The following is a 17,316-nucleotide window of genomic DNA, read 5'->3' as shown; positions in this document are numbered from 1 at the left end:
GTCATCCTGGGGGATCGGTCGGGTCACCGCTGCCTCCCGTACGCGCGGACGTGACCGGGCCGGACGGTCCGGGGAGACCGAACAGCGCCCGGGTGTTGGACTCCAGCAGCTTGCGGGCCACCGCCGGTTTCAGGCGCTTGACCAGCCGTACCAGGCTGCGGTTGTAGGTCTCCCGCAGCTCGATGTTCGGCGGCTCCCGGACGAAGTGCGTGGGCCCGTCGGTCGCCGCGTCCGACCCGAAGAGCACCCGGTCCGGCCCCACCTCGTCGATCAGCCGCTCCACCTCGGTGGAGCCGCACCAGGACGTCTCGAGGTACAGGTTGGACAGTTGCCGGGCGTGCCGGGTCGCCCGCCGACGGCCGTTCCCCGGACCGAGGAACGTGTGGTAAAGCACGAAGCGGACATCGGGGAAGCGTTCGGCCAGGCGGCGGATCAGGTCCGGGTCGGCCGGCCCCGGACCGCTGTGCACGGTCACCGGCACCCCCGCCTGCTCCGCCACTTTCAGGTACGGGTCGAGCCCCGCACTGTCGGCCGGGTACGCGTCGTACGCGGGATGCAGCTTGAGCCCCGCCGCACCGTCGGCCAGCCGCCGCCGTACGTCCTCCGGTCCGGGACCACCGGGCCGCACCCAGACGAGGGGTGTCAGCCACGGCGTTGCCTCGGCGGCGAGCTCCACGAAGTCGTTGTCGCCCCACGACACCAGCGCGTGCGTCATCCCGCCGGAGTAGGCGGCGGCGCACAGGCTGCCGAAGCCGAGCGCGTCGGTGCCCGGCGCGCGGACGTGCACGTGCGCGTCCACCGGGTCGAGGTCGATCCACAGCCGGTAGTCGGCGTTCTCGTTGTTGTCGCAGCCGGACAGGTCCTCCTCGCGGACGACGCAGTCGAGGACGTGCCCGGCGTCGACCCGCACGTCGGCCTCCCAGCTGCGGGCGCCGGTCCTTTCCATCCGGACGTCCCGCGGCTTGGTCCATCCGTCGTGGCCGACGTGCAGCGCGAGCCGCCGGCCGCTGCGAGCGAGGGACCCGGTGTAGCGGACCCGGGCCTCGCCACGCCGCTGCGCCGCCGGTGCGAGCCATTGCAACGGCCGGTCGAAACGCCGCGGCGAGGGCGGGCTCACAGCTCGACGACCCAGCCGGCGCCGGCGTTGTCGTCCCAGCTCTCGGCGTTGTCGGCCGGGTCGGGCCGCCCGTGCCGGATCAGGTGGTAGCCGTACCGGACGGAACTTCCGCGGACGCCCCAGACCGTGCCGCGGAAGACGTGCGGCAGCGGCTGGGCCCGGACGAACTCGTAGATGCTGCCCTCCTCGGGCGCCTCTCCCACCGACTCGAACGGCAGGCCGTCCATCGCCATGCTGGTGTAGTTGGGCGTCTCGCCGTCCGCGTTCCACATCACGCCGACCGACGTGTACTCACCGTCCGGGTCCGCGTACGTGATCTCGCGGGCGACGATGTCCTCGGTGAAGACCGGTGTGGCGGCCCGGTCGGCCGCGGTCACCACGAAGAAGAAATGGTGCAGCGAGGCCTCGGTGCGGGGCACCTCCAGCACTGCCGTACGCCGCGGGCCGCCACCGGACGGGGCGAGCACGACCTGCTCGGCGTCCGTCCAGTCCGGCGCGGCACCCGGCGCCGACCAGGTGTAGTGCGCCCACACCATGGCGATGCCGGGCCCGGGGTCGACCCAGGTCTTGCGCAGGCCGAAGACCGGCGCCGTGGTCACAGGTGGTGTACCCAACAGTTGCCCCCTCCCGGTGCCGACGGGCCGTCCGGGCCCAGCCAGGTCTCGCTCTTCTCCTGCGGCGGATACATGCGCCCGACGTGGTACTGCTGCACCAGCGTCGAGTCGCGGGGGCCCCACATGCGGGACTGGAACCGGTGCGGAAGGTCCAAGGCGTACAGCATGTGGTACTTCTCGTGGTGGAAGCGGTCCTTGTCGTCGTACGTGTAGTAATTCTTCGCCAGGAACTCCGAGTCCGCCGGGATCCGCGGCTCCTCCATCGGGCTGTACACCGGGGCCGTCCAGTCGCCGACCGACCAGTAGATGCAGATGTTGGTGACCCAGCCGTCGTTGTCGATGTACTCGAGATCGCGGTACACGATCTCCTCGGTGAACAGGTCGGTCGTCCATCGGCTGCCGCGCTGGTACACCTCGAAGTAGTAGTGGAACCGGTATTCCGGGGTCGACCAGCCGTGCTCCATGTCCCACACCTCGCGGGGCATGCGCAGCACCTTGAGCCGCTGCCGGGGGTAGCCGCCGAGATCCTGCAGCACCCGGGCGTCGTGCCCCCAGCTCCAGTCCGGCCACTGGCCCGGCGGCGTGCAGGTGTAGTGGATCAGGACCTGGTCGATCCCGTCCTCCCGGTCGGTCCAGCCCTTCGGGTAGTACCAGCTCACGCCGACCGCCACCCGTCGCCCGCGCCGTCGGGGCCGATCACCTCGAAGGTACGCACGCTCGGCATGCCCATCAGCAGCTCGGGCAGCGCGCGGTAGAACGTGCCCGTCACCGGCCGGTCGAGGTAGCGCTGCATGTCCTCGACCGAGCGCCAGCTGGACACCGCGAGCACGCGGTCACCGCTGCGCAGCGACTGGACGAAGACGATGCCCTCGGCGTTGGCCACCACCTCCTGCTGCTGCTGGACCAGCAGCTGCGCGAGCCGGTCGATGGAGCCGGGCCGCGCGGTGGCCTCGAGGATGCGGAAAACCGCCATGGATCCCCCTCAACGATTGCGGTGATCGACGAGTCGCTGGATCTTGCCCTGGGAACGGGACAGCGTCTCCGGCTCCACGACCACGATCTCGACGCTGCTGCCGATGGTGTCCTTGACCGCCTTCGCCACCTCGGCGGCCGCCTGGCCGCGGCGGGCGACCGGGCAGTCCAGGCGCGCCTCCACCTGGACCGTGAGCTGGTCCATCCGCCCCTTGGTGGTCAGCACCAACTGGAAGTGCGGGGCGAGTCCGGGGGTGCGGAGGATGATCTCCTCGATCTGGGTCGGGAACAGGTTGACCCCGCGCAGGATGATCATGTCGTCGGTCCGGCCGGTGACCTTCTCCATCCGGCGCAGCCCGGGCCGCGCGGTGCCGGGCAGCAGCCGGGTCAGGTCGCGGGTCCGGTACCGGATGACCGGCATGGCCTCCTTCGTGAGCGAGGTGAAGACCAGCTCCCCCCGCTCGCCCTCCGGCAGCACCGCGTCGGTCACCGGATCGATGATCTCGGGGTAGAAGTGGTCCTCCCAGATGTGCAGGCCGTCCTTGGTCTCGACGCACTCCTGCGCCACGCCCGGGCCCATCACCTCGGACAACCCGTAGATGTCGACGGCGTGGATGCCGGCCCGCTCCTCCATCTCGAGCCGCATCTGTTCGGTCCACGGCTCGGCGCCGAAGATCCCGATCTCCAGACTGGACTCCCGCGGATCCAGGCCCTGCTTCTCGAACTGGTCGATCACGGTGAGCATGTAGGACGGCGTCACCATGATGACCCGCGGCCGGAAGTCGACGATCAGCTGCACCTGCCGGGGCGTCATCCCGCCCGACACCGGGATGACCGTGCAGCCCAGCCGCTCGGCGCCGTAGTGCGCGCCCAGACCGCCGGTGAACAGGCCGTACCCGTACGCGTTGTGCAGCCGGTCCCCGGGCCGTCCGCCCCCGGCCCGGATCGAGCGGGCCACCACGGTCGCCCACACGTCCAGGTCGTGCTCGGTGTAGCCGACCACGGTGGGCCGCCCCGTGGTGCCGGACGACGCGTGGACGCGCCGGACGTCGGCCTCCGGGACGGCGAACATGCCGAACGGGTAGTTCTCCCGCAGGTCGGCCTTGCTGGTCGTCGGGTACCGGGCCAGGTCGGAGAGCTCACGGCAGTCCTCCGGGCGGACGCCGGCCTCGTCGAACGCGCGCCGATAGTGCGGCACATGCTCGTACGCATGCCGCAGCGTCCATTGCAGGCGCTCGAGCTGCAGGTGCCGGATCTCGTCCACGCTCATGCGCTCGGCCGGGTCGAGCAGATCGGCCGGGGGAGCTTCGCCGACGGGCGTACGGGATCGGTCGGCCGGAGTCGTCATGGCACTCCTCCATCGAGCGCCCGGCGGCGACGGCATCAGTCGGTGACCGTCGATGGACGCTCCGTCAACCAAAGACGTCGGCAGGGAGGCCTGTCAACGGAATCCGGCTCTTTCGCGGTCCCTGCTCAAGTGAACAAATGGCACGCCTGGAGGCCGATGACGACCTTTCCGTGCACATGCCGCCCCGCGACGGCGCTCGGGGCCCCGTCGGCGCCGTTAGCCGGCGCGATCCCGAGCTCATCGCCACGCCGGCCACGTTCGTCGCGCTGAGCCCGCTGACCGCCAACATCCGCACCCGATGCGACGCCCGGCGTCGCTAGAGGTTGATCATGTGGCCGGCGATGCCCTCGATCGCCTCCTTGACCGCCTCGGACAGGGTCGGGTGGGCGAAGATGTTGCGGGCCACCTCGTCGGCCGTCAGGTCCCACATCTGGGCCAGGGTGAGGGCCGGCAGCAGCTCGGTGACCTCCGGGCCGATCAGGTGGGCGCCGACGATCTCGTTGTGCTCGGCGTCGGCGACGATCTTGACGAAGCCGGCGGTCTCGGCCATGCCGCGGGCCTTGCCGTTGGCCGAGAACGGGAACTGGGCCACCTTCACGTCGTAGCCCTTGGCCCGGGCCTGTTCCTCGGAATAGCCGAACGAGGCGATCTGCGGCTGGCAGAACGTCGCCCGCGGGATCATGTCGAAGTTGATCTCCTGGGTCTCGGCGCCGGCGATCGTCTCGGCGGCCACCACGCCCATCGCCTCGGCGGTGTGCGCGAGCATCAGCTTCGCGGTCACGTCACCGATGGCGTACACACCCTCGACGTTCGTACGGCCACGGGCGTCGACCTCGATCGCGCCGCGGTCGGTGAACTTGACCCCGGTGGCCTCCAGCCCGTAGCCCTCGGTGCGCGGGGCGAAGCCGAACGCGGCCAGCATCCGGTCCGCCTCGAGGACCGTGGACTCGCCCCCGCCGGCCGGGCTCACCGTGACGCGTACGCCGGTGCCGGTGTCCTCGACCTGCTCCACCTTGGTGCTCAGCAGCACCTTCACGCCCAGCTTGCGGTAGTGCTTGAACAGCTCCTTCGACACGTCGGCGTCCTCGGTGGGCACCATCCGGTCGAGGAACTCCACGATCGTCACGTCGACGCCGAAGTTGGCCATCACATACGCGAACTCGACGCCGATCGCACCGGAACCGCCGATGATGATCGAGCCCGGGAGCTTCTCGTCGAGGATCTGCTCCTCGTACGTGACGACGTTCTGGCTGGTCACCATGCCGGGCAGCATCCGTACGGTGGCACCGGTGGCGATGATCAGGTTGTCGAACGTGTGCTGCTCGCCGTCGACGTCGATCGACTTCGGGCCGGTCAGCGTGCCCCAGCCGTTGATCTCGGTGATCGCGTTCTTCTTCATCAGGAAGTGGACGCCCTTGGCGCTCGCCTCGGCCACCTTGCGGCTGCGCTGATGGGTCGGCGGGAACGACATGCTGACGTCCCCCTCGATCCCGAACGTCTTCTTCTCGCGCGTGACGATGTGCGCGATCTCGGCGTTGCGCAGCAGCGCCTTGGACGGGATGCAGCCCACGTTGAGGCAGACCCCGCCCCAATACTTGTGCTCGACCACGGCAACCGTCTTGCCGAGCTGTGCAGCGCGGATGGCGGCGACATATCCCCCGGGCCCGGCGCCGAGGACAAGGACATCGAAATGGCTCACCCGGCAAGCCTATAGACGCCCGGTTCCCCCGTCCCACTGTCGGCGTCTTGCGCGCTCGAGTGCATGCCGGGGTGTGACCGGGTGGGAGCTGTGAAGATTTTGCGGAGCCCGTACCGGACAGTGGAACGCCTCGGGCACGATGGGCGCGAACACTGGCTCGCATGCGTAACCGTCGACCGGCCGGGGATGGTTTTGTTCTTCTTCTTCTGGATGTTCCTGGGTGCCTTCTGGTTCGTCGAGGCGGCCAGCCGTGGGGGCTTCGGGACGTCGGCGCTGGTGCTCCTGATCGGGGCGACGGGGTTGCTGCTGGCCTACCGGCCGGCACGTCGTGAGGCCGCCGGCGTGCTGGTCGGGGCCGCGCTGCCGGTGCTCCTTCAGGCGTACCTGTTGCGGGAGGGCCCGGGAATCGTCTGCAGCCGGGTCTGGCTCGACGACAAGGAGAACTGCCGCTACCTGCCCAGTCCGTTGCCCTGGATGGTCGCCGGCGTTCTCCTGATCACGATCGGCATCGTCGTGCAGCGGCGGGTCCGGGCGGCAGGTGCAACGCACCCTGATCGGCATCAGCGTGGCGACTGATGAGGGGCTCAAGGGTCCTTCCATGAGCGAGACCTTCACAAGCGATCGACGACACTCGGCCGTCGTCATCAGCCGGCGCATCATCATCGCGACCGCGGTGGCCGTCGTGGTCCGCGGGCTTGCCTGGGTGTTCAGTCTCTTCATCACCGGCCCGGTCCTCGGGACAGCACGTTCGCCCTGTTCAACGACGGCCCGTTCGGCACCGCGGGACCCTTGGTGGCCGAAGGGATCCTCATCGCGGTGGCGATCGTCGCGGCCGTCGCCGTCGCGGCCGGCGTACGCAGTGACGAGCCCCCGTGGTTCCAGTGCGCGCGGGTCCTCGGCTGGATACTGGTCGGGGACACCGCCTTCTACCTCGGCTCGGTGATCGTCGGTCTGCTGACGGTGGGCGGTTGGCCGGAGCTGGCCGATCTCTCCTGGGAGGTTGTCATCCTCACCCTTGCCAACGCGCCGCTGATATGGCTCGGCGCCTCATTGGCCCGCCGCCGCTGAGGCCGGTGCCGAACGGCTTCTACGCGGTCTGCGCTGACAGGACGAACGCGGTTTCGCCTCGGATCGGCCGCTGGAAGTCCTGCGTCACGCCACGACCGGCCTGCGCCGGATCGGTGACATCGTGGCCGCCGCGCCGCGCCGCACCGCGCCTCGGCCGAGGTGGAGCCGGATGCGACGGCATCCGGCTCCGCGGCAGAGAGCGGGCGCTTGGTGTCGCACGCCGCGATGGATGGGTCGACGGTCGCTGCCTGCTCGACAGCCCCGTGACCGGGCGCACCGACTCGGCCGGATACAGCACCGGGGAACCACCCTCCGCCGTCAGCCCGGCTCCGGCGTGCCCGACCCGCGGGTCGGAGGTTTCCGGCGGGTTGCGCAAGACGCCGGCGGTGCTCCTGCCCTGGAAGGAGTCCAGCGACGGGCTCGGCGCTGACCGCCTGACATCGATGTCAGGCATGCTAGCATTCGACGCTTATCTACATAGGACTGGAGTTCTCATGGATACCGCGAAGTTCGATGTCTTGACCGACCTGGAATCCGAGTTCGAGACGGTACAGCCGACGGCCGCACCGGTCCGGCGGACGCCGACCCGGAAGGTGAAGGCGGCCAGGATGCTCGGTGCCGTGTTCGCGATGGCGGCACCGCTGCTCTTCGTCAATCCCGCGCCGGCCGCCGCCTCGTGCGACACGGCGCTCTCGCCGAGCGCGGTCTCCTACTCGCACACGAAGTACTGCTCGCTGGGCACCTACGGATACACCTACACGGGCGCGACGGTGTACTACTCCGCACGCACCACCTGCTACCACTTCAACGCCTACGCGTTCATGTGTGGTCTGACCTCGCGCTACGACCGTGGTGCCATGACCGCCTGCAAGACCTACTAGGGTCGTGCGCTGGTGCCGAGCTCGCTCGTCCGGTCCTCGGCACCAGCTGCCCGCCGTCCCGGGGCCTGTCGTCCGCCGAGGAAGGGTGTCGATGACCTACCTGCGTGAGACATACCAGCCCGGCCTGCCGCCGTCCGGCGACGATCCTCCGGTCGCGTCGCCGTGGCCGGTGACGATCGCAGTGCTGACGCGTAACGAGCAACGCTGCGTCAGTCGCTGCCTGGACAGCGTTCTGGCCTGCCCGGTCGACGCAGTGATGGTGGTGGACACCGGATCCACGGATCGGACCCTCGACATCGTCGAGGCCTACCGGGACAGCCGGATCGAGGTGGTCCGGTACCGCTGGGACGACTCGTTCGCCGATGCTCGCGCCTGGCGGTCCGGCGCGCACGTCCCGGCTGGATCGTCTTCGTCGACGCCGACGAATGGCTGACCGACGAGACGGCGGCCACCTTGCGCGCCTGCCTGAGCGAGTTCGAGCCGCTCGCCGGACGCTCGCCCACGACGCTGGCACCGTTGATCCACGAGGACGGCTCCACCGAACGGTACGAGGACATCCCGCGCATCATGCCGACCTGGGCCCTGCGCTTCCACGGCCGGGTGCACGAGTACCCGCGGGTGCCGGACCGGGACGTCGTGCCGGGCCTGCTCGGCGTGTCCCTGGAGTTCCGGCACGACGGCTACGGGCCCGAGGTCGCCCGCGTCAAGGGCAAGCGGACGCGCAACCTCGCCCTGCTCGAGCAGGCTCGCCGGGACGAGCCGGACAACCCGCGCTGGCTGTTCTACCTGCTACGCGACGGGCTGTGGGACATGCCGGGCGACGAGGTCGCCGACCTCTGCGACCGGCTCCTGCGGGCGGATCATCCCGGCCCGGGCGATCGGAACCACGCGTCGACGTACCGCCGGGCGGGACTTGCCCAGGCCTGCTCCCGGCTGGCCCAGCTCGGCGACTGGCCTCGGGTCCTGAAGTACTGCACCGACCTGGACAATCAGAGCCCGCCGGCCAGCCCCGACGCTGTCTACTTCCGCGGCCTGCACGAGCTGCACGCCGGTGCTGGCGCCAACCCGCAGGGCCTGCTCGCCGCGGTCCGGATCCGCAAGAACGCCGCCGCCGTCGCCAGGAGCGGGCTTGACACCGAGGGTAGGCCTCTGGACGCGCTGATCGCCGGATACCTGCGTGAGCTGAAGGGCAAGGAGGCCGCAAACAGCTACCTGGCGCTGTGCCGGCCGTGGACCGACCCCTTCTTCGACGCGTCCCGCCTCCGCCGTTGATCAGGGCCGACCAACCTATCGACAGGATGGCAAAGCCGCGTCGCCTTGCTGGAGCGGGCTGTATGGCCTCCGGGCGGCGCCTGCCCGACAGCCCGCCTTAACGAATCGCGGCCACGTGACGCACGCCACCTTTTCGTTGGACGGCCAGTGTTGTGCCGTGCCGCGCTGAACCGGCCTCTGCAGATCACATACGGATCACACAACTGTCCACGATAGATAGCCAGAAAGGCCATAGCTTGGGTAGAACCCCAGGCTACGGCCTTGATCATCTGTGCGCCGCGTAGGACTTGAACCTACAACCCGCGGATTAAGAGTCCGCTGCTCTGCCAATTGAGCTAGCGGCGCTCGCTGGCAACGGAGAAACATTAACACGGGTTCTGCGGGTCCCCGAAATCGGGGGCCGGGCCTTGATCGTCGGGCCGGGCGGTGGGTCACGACATGATCGCGTGCCCTCGCGGGGGACCCCGGCGCTTGCCTCCGTAGGGCAGGATGTGCCCGCGGAACTCCAGATCGGGGCAGAGGATGGGCAGGATGCGTCGCTCGCTACTGGCGGTCGTTGCGTTGGTGGTGGCAGCGCCGTTGGCGCTCGCGGCTTGCGGGGACGGTGGCGGCAAGCCGGCGCCTGCCGCGGGGGCCGGTTCGTCGGCGTCTGCGTCCGCTCCGGCGGCCTCGGAGGGCGGTGGTTCCGGGCCCGGCGGCGGCGGGGACGTCTCGCTCAGCGTGACTCCTGGCACCGGTAAGAAGGGCGTACCGGTCAGCGCCGAGATCGGGATCAAGGTGGCCGGCGGCAAGGTGACGGCCGTCTCACTCGAGGACGACAAGGGCAAAGCCGTCGCCGGCGGGCTGCGGGAGGACGGCTCGGCCTGGGTGCCGGCCAAGCCTCTCAAGAACAGCAAGCGGTACGAGGCCACGGTCACCGCCACCGGCGACGGGGGCGGCGCGAAGACCGTGAAGACGTCCTTCACCACGATGGGGGCGCCCGCGCGGAAGACGGGTACGGGCCTCTACCTCTTCGACGACCACACGTACGGCGTCGCGATGCCCGTCGTGGTCGAGTTCAACCCCGGCATCAAGAAGAAGGACCGGGCCGCCGTACAGAAGCGGATGTTCGTCAAGAGCGAGCCCGCGCAGCCCGGCACCTGGTCGTGGACCTCGAGCGGCACCCAGGCCTACTACCGCCCGCCGAAGTTCTGGCAGTCCGGCACGAAGCTGACCGTACGCATCGCCGTGGGTGGCCTGCCGACCGGCGGCGGCCGTTATGGCGACCGGGACCGGTCCGCGTCCGCGAAGATCGGCCGTGCGTTCGTCATGAAGGTCGACAACAAGACCAAGAAGATGACGGTGCTCCAGAACGGCAAGGTGACCCGCACCATGCCGGTCAGCCTGGGCAAGCACAGCACGCCCTCGTCGAGCGGCACGATGGTGGTCATGGAGAAGATGGCCGCCACCGTCTTCGACACCCGGGCCGAGCTGGGCCCGCGCGACGGCTACCGGACCGAGATCGAGTACGCCCAGCGTCTGACCTGGTCCGGCCAGTACATCCACTCGGCGCCGTGGTCGGTGGGCTCGCAGGGCCGCCGGAACGTGTCGCACGGGTGTGTCAACGTGTCACCGTCCAACGCGCGCTGGCTGTTCGACAAGACCCTCATCGGTGATCCGATCACCGTCCGGGGTACGGAGGACAAGCTGGTGTACGGCAACGGCTGGACGCCGTGGGACGTGAGCTGGAAGGAGTTCGTGAAGGGCAGCGCCCTGCCGGTGCCGGCCGACCTGGCGGCGCAGGAGGGCCAGGCCTGAGCCACCCGGCGCGGCCCGGCGGCCCGTCCAGGCCGGCCCCCGCGCCGGCGAGGGCCAGCGGCAGGCGTCGGCCAGAGCACGCGGCAGGCGCCGGCCGGGGCCGGTAGCAGGTGTCGGCCGGGGTCAGCATCAGGTGCCGGCCGGGGTCAGCGGCAGGTGCCGGCGAGGGCCGGCGGCGGGCCAGGATCGGCGGCAGGCGCCGCCCGGCCTCGCGTCGGCCGTGGCCGGGGCTTGGCGTTGGTGGTAAGCGCCCGGTAGCCCGGATTGTCCCGTCAAGTCCGGGTCCGTCCGTGAGGGGCGGCACGAATCGGGGATTGGGCGTCCTGGCATCCATGACGGATGATGGGCGCCGGGACGACAGCGGTGAGAGGGATCATGAGACTTCCTGGAGTGACCGGTCCGGCCGGGCGACGGCGGTGGCGCACCTCAGCGGTGGCGCTGGTCGCCGCCTCCGTGCTGCTGAGCGCCGGCTGCAGCGGTGACGACAAGTCCGGTTCCCCCTCCTGGCAGGGCGGCTCCCAGGACGGCGCGTCGTCGTCCGCCTCCGGCAGCCCCTCGCCCGCGCCCACGCTGAGCACGGTGGCCGTCACCTCGCCGGCCGCCGACGCGACCGGCGTGCAGGCCATCAGTGAGATCAAGTACGAGTCCGAGGACCCGGGGAACACCACCGTCGAGGTCAAGGACGCCGACGGCAACGAGGTCAAGGGCACCCTCGACAAGGACGACAAGGTCTTCCGGCCGGCGAAGGCCCTGAAGTGGGGCAAGAAGTACACGGTCACCGTCAACGGCACCCCGTCGGGTGACAAGGGCGGCTCCACCACCAGCTCCTTCACGGTGATGAACAAGCCGTCGAAGCTGGTGCGCGTGTCGAGCTTCCTCGCGGACGGTCAGACCGTGGGCGTCGGGATGCCGATGATCGTCCGGTTCGGCCGGTCCATCCCGGCGAGCTACCGCGACGACGTGGAGCGCCGCATGACGGTCACCGCCACGCCGGCGCAGGAAGGCGTCTGGCACTGGATCAGCCCGACCGAGGTGCACTACCGCCCCAAGACGTACTGGAAGGCGTACACGAAGATCTTCTACAAGGTCCAGCTCGCCGGGGTGCCGATGGGCGACGGATGGTACGGCCGCTCCGACGTGACCGTGGACCTCAAGGTCGGGCGCTCCTTCGTCATGACGGTGGAGAACGGCACCAAGAAGATGACCGTCACGCAGAACGGCAAGGTCGTCAAGACGATCCCGGTCAGCCTCGGCAAGTCGAGCACCCCGTCGTCCAGCGGCACGATGGTGGTCATCGAGAAGAAGCGGCACACCGTCTTCGACACGATGGACGAGCTGCCCAAGGGTCAGGGCTACCGCACCGACATCGACTACGCGCAGCGGATCACGTGGAGCGGCCAGTACATCCACGCGGCCCCGTGGTCCGAGGGCGTGCAGGGCCGGCGCAACGTGTCGCACGGCTGCGTCAACGTCTCGATGGCGATGGGCAAGTGGCTGTTCGAGCGGACCCTCATGGGTGACCCCATCACCGTGAAGGGCACCGAGGAGAAGCTCAAGAACGGCAACGGCTGGACCGACTGGAACATGAGCTGGGACGAGTACAAGAAGGGCAGCGCCCTCTAGGACGCTCAGCCCGCCGTCTCCAGGCCGGAGTCGGCGCAGACGGAGACCATCTCGGCGGCCGCGGCGCTGACCTCGGCCACCCGGTCCGGTTCGTCGTCGCGGCCCCGCGCCGCGACGGCCCGGTCGTAGGCCTGCTGGAGGCGTACGGCGGCGTCGGCCACCGGGGCGTCGGCCGTCGCGGTGGACCGGCCCACGTCCGCGATCACCCCCGGCTGCATCAGCGTTCCCGCGCGCACCGCCGCGCTGATCGTGCTGCAGGCGACGCTTCCCGGCGGGTCGTCCACGGCGGCCGAGGCGCTCGGCGGGCGCGCCGGGGGAGCAAGCACGGGCGGGGCCGCCGGGGTGGAACAGCCGGCGAGCAGGGCCGCGAGCGCCGGCACGCAGAACGGCAGAAATCGCGACATACCGTTCACCGTAGGCCGTCACCCCCGCCGCAGCGGCCGTTTCGGCTCGCTGGGGAGCGCTACCGTCGCAGCGGTGACCTCCACCCTGGACGCCGGCGTCGTCGACGTCTGCCGGGCGTACCTGGCGCTCGCCGACCGGTACGAGCCCGGCCTCGTCCAGGGCCTCTACCTGCAGGGATCCCTCGCGCTCGGCGACTACCGGCCCGGGGTCAGCGACATCGACTTCGTCACGGTCACCTCGCGTCCGCCCGACCCCCGCGCGCTGCAGGCGGTGCACGCGGCGCTGCGGCGTACGCACGGCGGCACGGACTTCGACGGGCTGTACGTGCGCGAGGACGACCTGCGACAGGACCCCGACCTGGTGCCCAGCGGCGCGGCGGTGCACGAGTGGCAGGTCGAGGCGATGTCCCGCTTCGAGCGCACCCTGGTCACCTGGCACGTGCTCGCCCAGGGCGGCGTGGCCGTACGCGGGCCCGCGGCCGCCGAGCTGTGCATCCACACCGACTGGCCGGCGCTGACCGCGGCGACCCGGGAGAACCTCGCCGGCTACTGGACGACGTGGCGCAACCGTACGGTGCTGGGCCTGACCGGCACGAGCGACTGGGCCACCGCCTGGGGCGTGCTCGGCGTGGCCAGGCTGCGGCACACGCTCGCGGCGGGCCGGGTGACGTCGAAGACCGAGGCGGCGGCGTTCGCGCTGGAGACGTACGACCGGCGGTGGCACCGCATCGTGCGCGAGGCGCTGCGCATCCGCACCGGCGCGGGGGAGCCGCAGTACGGCAACGCCGTACGCCGGCAGGTCGACGTGATCCGCTTCCTCAGTCACGTCCTGGACGCGGCCTGAGCTTGGCGCGCAGCGGCCCGCTGTCCTCGTGGTCGATGTCGGTGAAGATGTCCAGCGCCCGGGTCCACGCGTCGCGGGCGGCCGGCTCGTCCCCGGCGGCCCGGTGGGTGTCGCCGAGGTGGTCGAGGATCGTCGCCTCGAGACGACGGTCACCCTGGGCGTGGAACAGCTCGTACGAGCGCAGGTAGCACCGTACGGCGTCGGCGTGATGGCCCAGGTGGTGGTGCACGTAGCCGAGGCTGTCCCACGAGTGGGCCGCGCCGGTCCAGTTCTCGGCTTCCTCCTGCATGGCGACCGCCCGTTCGCAGTAGCCCAGCGCCTCCGCGTAGTTCCCGATCGTCACGTGGACCCAGCCGAGGTTGTTCAGCGCGCTCGCCATGCCGGAGACCTCGTCCACCCGGGCGTACAGCTCGTACGCCTGTTTGCCCTCGCGCAGCGCCTCCTCGTATTCCCCGAGGCGGCGCGCGGTGGTGCCCAGGTTGAGGTGGATCAGCGCGCGCTCCACGGGATCTTCGTTCTCGGGGAGCAGGCGGAGGGCCTCGAGGATGTGCTCCCGGGCCCGTCGGCCGTCCCCCAGCTCGCGGTACGCGTACCCCAGGTTGTAGTGGGTCCGGGCCCGTCGCCGCCGGTCGCCGGTGCGCATCGTCACCGCGAGCGACACGGTCATGCAGGCGATCCAGTCCCGGCCGTTCCACTGCCGTTCGAAGTACGTCGCCAGCGCCCACGGCAGCAGCCAGGCGTGCAGGTCGAAGCCGAGCGTGTCGGCGTGGTCGACGGCGGCGCGCACCGTCCGTTCCTCGGTGGCGAACCACGCCAGCGCCGCGGCGACGTCCGGAAGGTCCAGGGCGGCCACCCCGGGAGCCGGCGGGCCGGCGTCGTAGTGGACGCGGCTGCGGTGCGGGTAGAGAACCGCGTCTCCGGCGAGCGCGGTGTGCAGGTAGAAATCCAGCACGCGGCGGGTCGCGGCGCGGCGGTCCGCCTCCGGGTCGTGCCGGTCGGACAGTTCCCTCGCGTACGCCCGCAGCAGGTCGTGCAGGCGGTACCGCCCGGCCGGCTGCTCGCCGAGCAGGTTGGCCTGCACGAGCCGGGCCACCACCGGGCGCGCCTCGGCGACCGGCACGCCCAGCAGGCTCGCGATCGCCGGCAGTCCCGCGTCGGGGCCGGGATGCCCGCCCAGCAGCCGGAACAGCCGGGCCGCGGGGGCGTCGAGCGTCCGGTAGGACCAGGAGAAGACGGCCCGCACGTCCACGGCCGGGTCGTCGTCGGCCAGCGCGTCGAGCCGGTGCCGCGCGTCGGCCAGTTCGCCGGCGACGTCGCTCAGCGAGATGCCGTCGTGGGTGGCCGCCCGCGCCGCCGTGATGGCCAGCGCGAGGGGGAGCCGCGCGCACGCCCTGAGGATCGCCTCCACCGCCGCCGGCTCGGCCGCCACGCGACCCGGGCCGACGCGGTGCGCCAGCAGGTCGCGTGCCTCGTCGTCGGTGAGCGTCTCCAGGCGTACGGGATGGGCACCCTCGGCCGCGACCAGGCCGCTCAGCCGGCCGCGGCTGGTCACCAGCACCATGCACCCCGCCGAGCCGGGCAGCAGCGGGCGGACCTGACCGGCGTCGGCGGCGTTGTCGAGCACGATGAGCATCCGGCGGCCGGTCAGCCGGCTGCGCAGCAGCGCCGACTGGGCCGCGACGTCGGCGGGCATCCGCTGGGGCGGCACATCCAGCGCCTCCAGGAAGCCGCGCAGGACCTCGGCGGGGGCGGCCGGTGGCCCGCCGGGGTCGAAGCCGCGCAGGTTCGCGTACAGCTGGCCGTCGGGGAAGCGGTGCCGGGCGTGGTGCGCCCAGTGCACGGCCAGGGTCGTCTTGCCCACACCGGCGGTGCCGGACAGCGCAACGACCACGGTTCCGCCGCCGATGCCCGCGCTCAGCTCGTCGAGGCGCGTGAGGTGCTCGCCGCGCCCCGTGAAGCCGCGGACGTCCAGCGGCAGCTGGCAGGGGCCGGCCGGCTCGGCGGACGGGGTGCTGTGCAGGGCCTGCCGCAGCTCCGGCCCGGGTTCGGTGCCGAGACCGTCGCGCAGCCGGTCCCGGGCGCGGCGGAAGACCGCCTGTGCCTCGGCCTCGCGTCCGTCGGCGCGCAGCGCCCGGATGAGCAGGGCGGCCAGCGGCTCCACCAGCGGGTACGCGTCCAGCAGCGGACGCAGCGATCCGGCCACGGCGCCCGGCGCGTCACCCCGGTCCAGGTCGATCCGGGCCAGCATGAGCGTCGCGGTGAGCCACTGCTGGTCGAGGTCGTCGCGCAGACCGGCGGCCCAGTCGCCGCTCAGGCCCGCCAGGGGCTGGTCGCGGCGCAGCGCCACCGCCTCCCGCAGCGGCCCGGCCGCCCCGGAGAGAGCCTGCCCGGCCCGGCGTGCCCGGGACAGCAGGTCGCGGAAGCGGCTCAGGTCGACGCGGGTCTCGTCGGCGAGCAGCGCGTACCCGCCGTTGCGGAACTCCAGCGTGGGCGGCTCCGGCGTGACCGTCTCCAGCACGCGGCGCAGCCGCAGCACGTACGTGTGCAGCGCGTTGCGGACCGTCCGCGGCGGATCCTCGCCCCACACCCGGTCGATCAGCGTCTCGATCGGGACCGTGCGCCCGGCGTCGGCGGCGAGCGCCGCGAGCACTGCGCGCTGCTTGGCCGGGCCGAGGTCGAGCCGGCTCCCGCCCGCCCACAGCTCCACCGGACCGAGCAGACGGAGTTCCCACATGGGTTTCAGTCTTCATCAATCCGGATTTCAGCGTAAGCGGGCAGTATTCGCCCGGCTCGATGTCACGGGGGCGGGTGGCGGTGCGGGAGTGTTCCCCCGCCGCCACCCGCGAGCAGGTGGCCCTACTTGGGCTCGACGAGCCACTTCCAGGCGCGGCGCAGCCCGTCGGTGAGCGAGTCGTCGTCCGCCGTGGCGTCCTCGGCCGGCTCGGGGAGCTGCGCGGCCGGCACCGCGACGATCACGCCGTGCTCGAACAGGCCGTCGATCTGCGCGGCGGCCGCGTACCGATGGCCCTGTGGCGTGTCCAGAACCAGGCCTTGGAAGATCTCGTCGCGGTCGTCGGACAGGACGTGGGCGACCGTACCGGCCTTGTCGCCCGCGCGGTCGTAGACCGGCGTGCCGTCGGACAGGACGAGGAAGGACTGCGGGGCCCCGAGGTCCTCAGGGGCGGTGTCGGTGTCGGACATGCCTGGTGACGTACCCCGGCGGGTCCGGTGGGTAACCGTCAGTCGGCCGGCGGCAGGACGGCGACCTCGCGGTAGAAGCGGTCGATCGTCCGGACGGTCGCCTCGAAGTCGTCCAGCTCGAACGGCTTCGTCACGTACGCGTTCGCCCGGTGCTGGTAGCTGGCCACGATGTCCGGCGGCGCGCCGGAGGTGGTCAGGATGACCACCGGGATCGCCTTGAGCCGGTCGTCGGTCTTGATCGCGGCGAGGGTCTCCCGGCCGTCCATGCGCGGCATGTTGAGGTCGAGCAGGATCAGGTCGGGCCGGTGCGCGTCCTGGTACGGCGCCTCGCGCAGCAGGTAGTCCAGCGCCTCGCGGCCGTCGGACACCCGGTTGACCGTGGTGTGCGTCTCGGAGCTCTCGAGCGCCTCCGAGATCATGAAGGCGTCGGCGTCGTCGTCGTCGACGACGAGGATGTCGAGCGTGCGCACGGAGCC

At 71.1% G+C, this 17,316-nt stretch carries 19 protein-coding genes and 1 tRNA gene; 9 read left to right on the top strand and 11 right to left on the bottom strand.

What is annotated here, in order from left to right; genetic code table 11:
- Position 1: 1 nt before the first annotated feature.
- From COUCH_RS32905 to paaK, 5 genes are read right to left on the bottom strand one after another with little or no spacing between them, the layout of a single operon-like run.
- Positions 2-1,081: an amidohydrolase family protein gene (locus COUCH_RS32905; RefSeq protein WP_249609070.1), complete on the bottom strand. Its 1,080-nt coding sequence runs from the start codon at positions 1,079-1,081 to the stop codon at positions 2-4.
- Positions 1,082-1,113: 32 nt separating this feature from the next.
- Positions 1,114-1,731, bottom strand: a complete 618-nt coding sequence (locus COUCH_RS32900) for a hypothetical protein (RefSeq protein WP_249609069.1) — start codon at positions 1,729-1,731, stop codon at positions 1,114-1,116.
- Positions 1,713-2,390 (bottom strand): hypothetical protein, encoded by a 678-nt coding sequence (locus tag COUCH_RS32895; RefSeq protein ID WP_249609068.1) that lies wholly within the window; start codon positions 2,388-2,390, stop codon positions 1,713-1,715. The genes COUCH_RS32900 and COUCH_RS32895 overlap by 19 nt, the downstream gene beginning before the upstream one ends.
- Entirely contained in the window at positions 2,387-2,704 is a 318-nt protein-coding gene (locus COUCH_RS32890; protein ID WP_249609067.1) for an antibiotic biosynthesis monooxygenase, read from the bottom strand. The genes COUCH_RS32895 and COUCH_RS32890 overlap by 4 nt, the downstream gene beginning before the upstream one ends.
- A gap of 9 nt (positions 2,705-2,713) precedes the next feature.
- Positions 2,714-4,051 carry a phenylacetate--CoA ligase PaaK gene (gene paaK, locus COUCH_RS32885; RefSeq protein ID WP_249609066.1) on the bottom strand — a complete coding sequence of 446 codons (1,338 nt, stop codon included), beginning with the start codon at positions 4,049-4,051 and terminating at the stop codon, positions 2,714-2,716.
- Positions 4,052-4,188: 137 nt separating this feature from the next.
- Here paaK and COUCH_RS32880 point away from each other — a divergent pair, with 137 nt between their 5' ends.
- On the top strand, positions 4,189-4,371 hold the full coding sequence (locus COUCH_RS32880) for a hypothetical protein (RefSeq protein WP_249609065.1): 183 nt from the start codon (positions 4,189-4,191) through the stop codon (positions 4,369-4,371).
- Here COUCH_RS32880 and lpdA read toward each other — a convergent pair.
- Entirely contained in the window at positions 4,368-5,750 is a 1,383-nt protein-coding gene (gene lpdA, locus COUCH_RS32875) for a dihydrolipoyl dehydrogenase (RefSeq protein ID WP_249609064.1), read from the bottom strand. The two genes, COUCH_RS32880 and lpdA, sit on opposite strands and share 4 nt — an antisense overlap.
- 120 nt (positions 5,751-5,870) lie before the next feature.
- Here lpdA and COUCH_RS32870 point away from each other — a divergent pair, with 120 nt between their 5' ends.
- From COUCH_RS32870 to COUCH_RS32850, 5 genes are all read left to right on the top strand, one after another.
- Entirely contained in the window at positions 5,871-6,326 is a 456-nt protein-coding gene (locus COUCH_RS32870) for a hypothetical protein (protein WP_249609063.1), read from the top strand.
- Positions 6,327-6,542: 216 nt separating this feature from the next.
- Positions 6,543-6,818: a hypothetical protein gene (locus COUCH_RS32865; protein ID WP_249609062.1), complete on the top strand. Its 276-nt coding sequence runs from the start codon at positions 6,543-6,545 to the stop codon at positions 6,816-6,818.
- A gap of 494 nt (positions 6,819-7,312) precedes the next feature.
- Positions 7,313-7,699: a hypothetical protein gene (locus tag COUCH_RS32860; protein ID WP_249609061.1), complete on the top strand. Its 387-nt coding sequence runs from the start codon at positions 7,313-7,315 to the stop codon at positions 7,697-7,699.
- 91 nt (positions 7,700-7,790) lie between these two features.
- Positions 7,791-8,132, top strand: coding sequence for a glycosyltransferase (locus tag COUCH_RS32855; RefSeq protein WP_249609060.1), 342 nt, complete (start codon positions 7,791-7,793; stop codon positions 8,130-8,132).
- A 20-nt stretch (positions 8,133-8,152) separates the two neighbouring features.
- Positions 8,153-8,971, top strand: a complete 819-nt coding sequence (locus tag COUCH_RS32850; RefSeq protein WP_249609059.1) for a hypothetical protein — start codon at positions 8,153-8,155, stop codon at positions 8,969-8,971.
- Positions 8,972-9,243: 272 nt separating this feature from the next.
- On the opposite strand, the gene COUCH_RS32845 is transcribed toward COUCH_RS32850, so the two are convergent.
- Positions 9,244-9,316, bottom strand: a tRNA-Lys gene (locus tag COUCH_RS32845).
- A gap of 177 nt (positions 9,317-9,493) precedes the next feature.
- Between COUCH_RS32845 and COUCH_RS32840 the strand changes: the two genes are divergently transcribed.
- Together COUCH_RS32840 and COUCH_RS32835 are read left to right on the top strand one after the other, a co-directional pair.
- A complete protein-coding gene (locus tag COUCH_RS32840; protein WP_249609058.1) occupies positions 9,494-10,768 on the top strand; it encodes a L,D-transpeptidase in 1,275 nt (424 codons plus the stop codon).
- A gap of 375 nt (positions 10,769-11,143) precedes the next feature.
- Positions 11,144-12,391, top strand: coding sequence for a L,D-transpeptidase (locus COUCH_RS32835; protein WP_249609057.1), 1,248 nt, complete (start codon positions 11,144-11,146; stop codon positions 12,389-12,391).
- A 5-nt stretch (positions 12,392-12,396) separates the two neighbouring features.
- Here COUCH_RS32835 and COUCH_RS32830 read toward each other — a convergent pair whose 3' ends face one another.
- Complete coding sequence (locus tag COUCH_RS32830) at positions 12,397-12,795, bottom strand: hypothetical protein (protein ID WP_249609056.1); 399 nt, start codon at positions 12,793-12,795, stop codon at positions 12,397-12,399.
- Between the two features lie 73 nt (positions 12,796-12,868).
- Between COUCH_RS32830 and COUCH_RS32825 the strand changes: the two genes are divergently transcribed.
- Complete coding sequence (locus COUCH_RS32825) at positions 12,869-13,639, top strand: nucleotidyltransferase domain-containing protein (RefSeq protein ID WP_249609055.1); 771 nt, start codon at positions 12,869-12,871, stop codon at positions 13,637-13,639.
- Here the strand turns inward: COUCH_RS32825 and COUCH_RS32820 are convergent.
- From COUCH_RS32820 to COUCH_RS32810, 3 genes are all read right to left on the bottom strand, one after another.
- A complete protein-coding gene (locus tag COUCH_RS32820; RefSeq protein ID WP_249609054.1) occupies positions 13,614-16,373 on the bottom strand; it encodes an AfsR/SARP family transcriptional regulator in 2,760 nt (919 codons plus the stop codon). The two genes, COUCH_RS32825 and COUCH_RS32820, sit on opposite strands and share 26 nt — an antisense overlap.
- 122 nt (positions 16,374-16,495) lie before the next feature.
- A complete protein-coding gene (locus COUCH_RS32815; protein ID WP_249609053.1) occupies positions 16,496-16,840 on the bottom strand; it encodes a hypothetical protein in 345 nt (114 codons plus the stop codon).
- Positions 16,841-16,878: 38 nt separating this feature from the next.
- Positions 16,879-17,310, bottom strand: coding sequence for a response regulator (locus COUCH_RS32810; RefSeq protein WP_249609052.1), 432 nt, complete (start codon positions 17,308-17,310; stop codon positions 16,879-16,881).
- Between the last annotated feature and the right edge of the window lie 6 nt (positions 17,311-17,316).

Origin of the sequence: Couchioplanes caeruleus, assembly GCF_023499255.1 — a bacterium.
Lineage (GTDB): Bacteria > Actinomycetota > Actinomycetes > Mycobacteriales > Micromonosporaceae > Actinoplanes > Actinoplanes caeruleus_A.
The sequence above is the reverse complement of the archived record's forward strand: the minus strand, read 5'-3'. Positions and strand labels throughout refer to the sequence as shown.

What these genes read in the sequence shown, in the direction of transcription:
- COUCH_RS32835 (WP_249609057.1), top strand. Translation starts at nt 11,144, where the DNA reads ATGAGACTTCCTGGAGTGACCGGTCCGGCCGGGCGACGGCGGTGGCGC.
- COUCH_RS32840 (WP_249609058.1), top strand. Translation starts at nt 9,494, where the DNA reads ATGGGCAGGATGCGTCGCTCGCTACTGGCGGTCGTTGCGTTGGTGGTG.
- COUCH_RS32820 (WP_249609054.1), bottom strand. Translation starts at nt 16,373, where the DNA reads ATGTGGGAACTCCGTCTGCTCGGTCCGGTGGAGCTGTGGGCGGGCGGG.
- COUCH_RS32860 (WP_249609061.1), top strand. Translation starts at nt 7,313, where the DNA reads ATGGATACCGCGAAGTTCGATGTCTTGACCGACCTGGAATCCGAGTTC.
- COUCH_RS32815 (WP_249609053.1), bottom strand. Translation starts at nt 16,840, where the DNA reads ATGTCCGACACCGACACCGCCCCTGAGGACCTCGGGGCCCCGCAGTCC.
- paaK (WP_249609066.1), bottom strand. Translation starts at nt 4,051, where the DNA reads ATGACGACTCCGGCCGACCGATCCCGTACGCCCGTCGGCGAAGCTCCC.
- COUCH_RS32830 (WP_249609056.1), bottom strand. Translation starts at nt 12,795, where the DNA reads ATGTCGCGATTTCTGCCGTTCTGCGTGCCGGCGCTCGCGGCCCTGCTC.
- COUCH_RS32855 (WP_249609060.1), top strand. Translation starts at nt 7,791, where the DNA reads ATGACCTACCTGCGTGAGACATACCAGCCCGGCCTGCCGCCGTCCGGC.
- COUCH_RS32890 (WP_249609067.1), bottom strand. Translation starts at nt 2,704, where the DNA reads ATGGCGGTTTTCCGCATCCTCGAGGCCACCGCGCGGCCCGGCTCCATC.
- COUCH_RS32880 (WP_249609065.1), top strand. Translation starts at nt 4,189, where the DNA reads ATGGCACGCCTGGAGGCCGATGACGACCTTTCCGTGCACATGCCGCCC.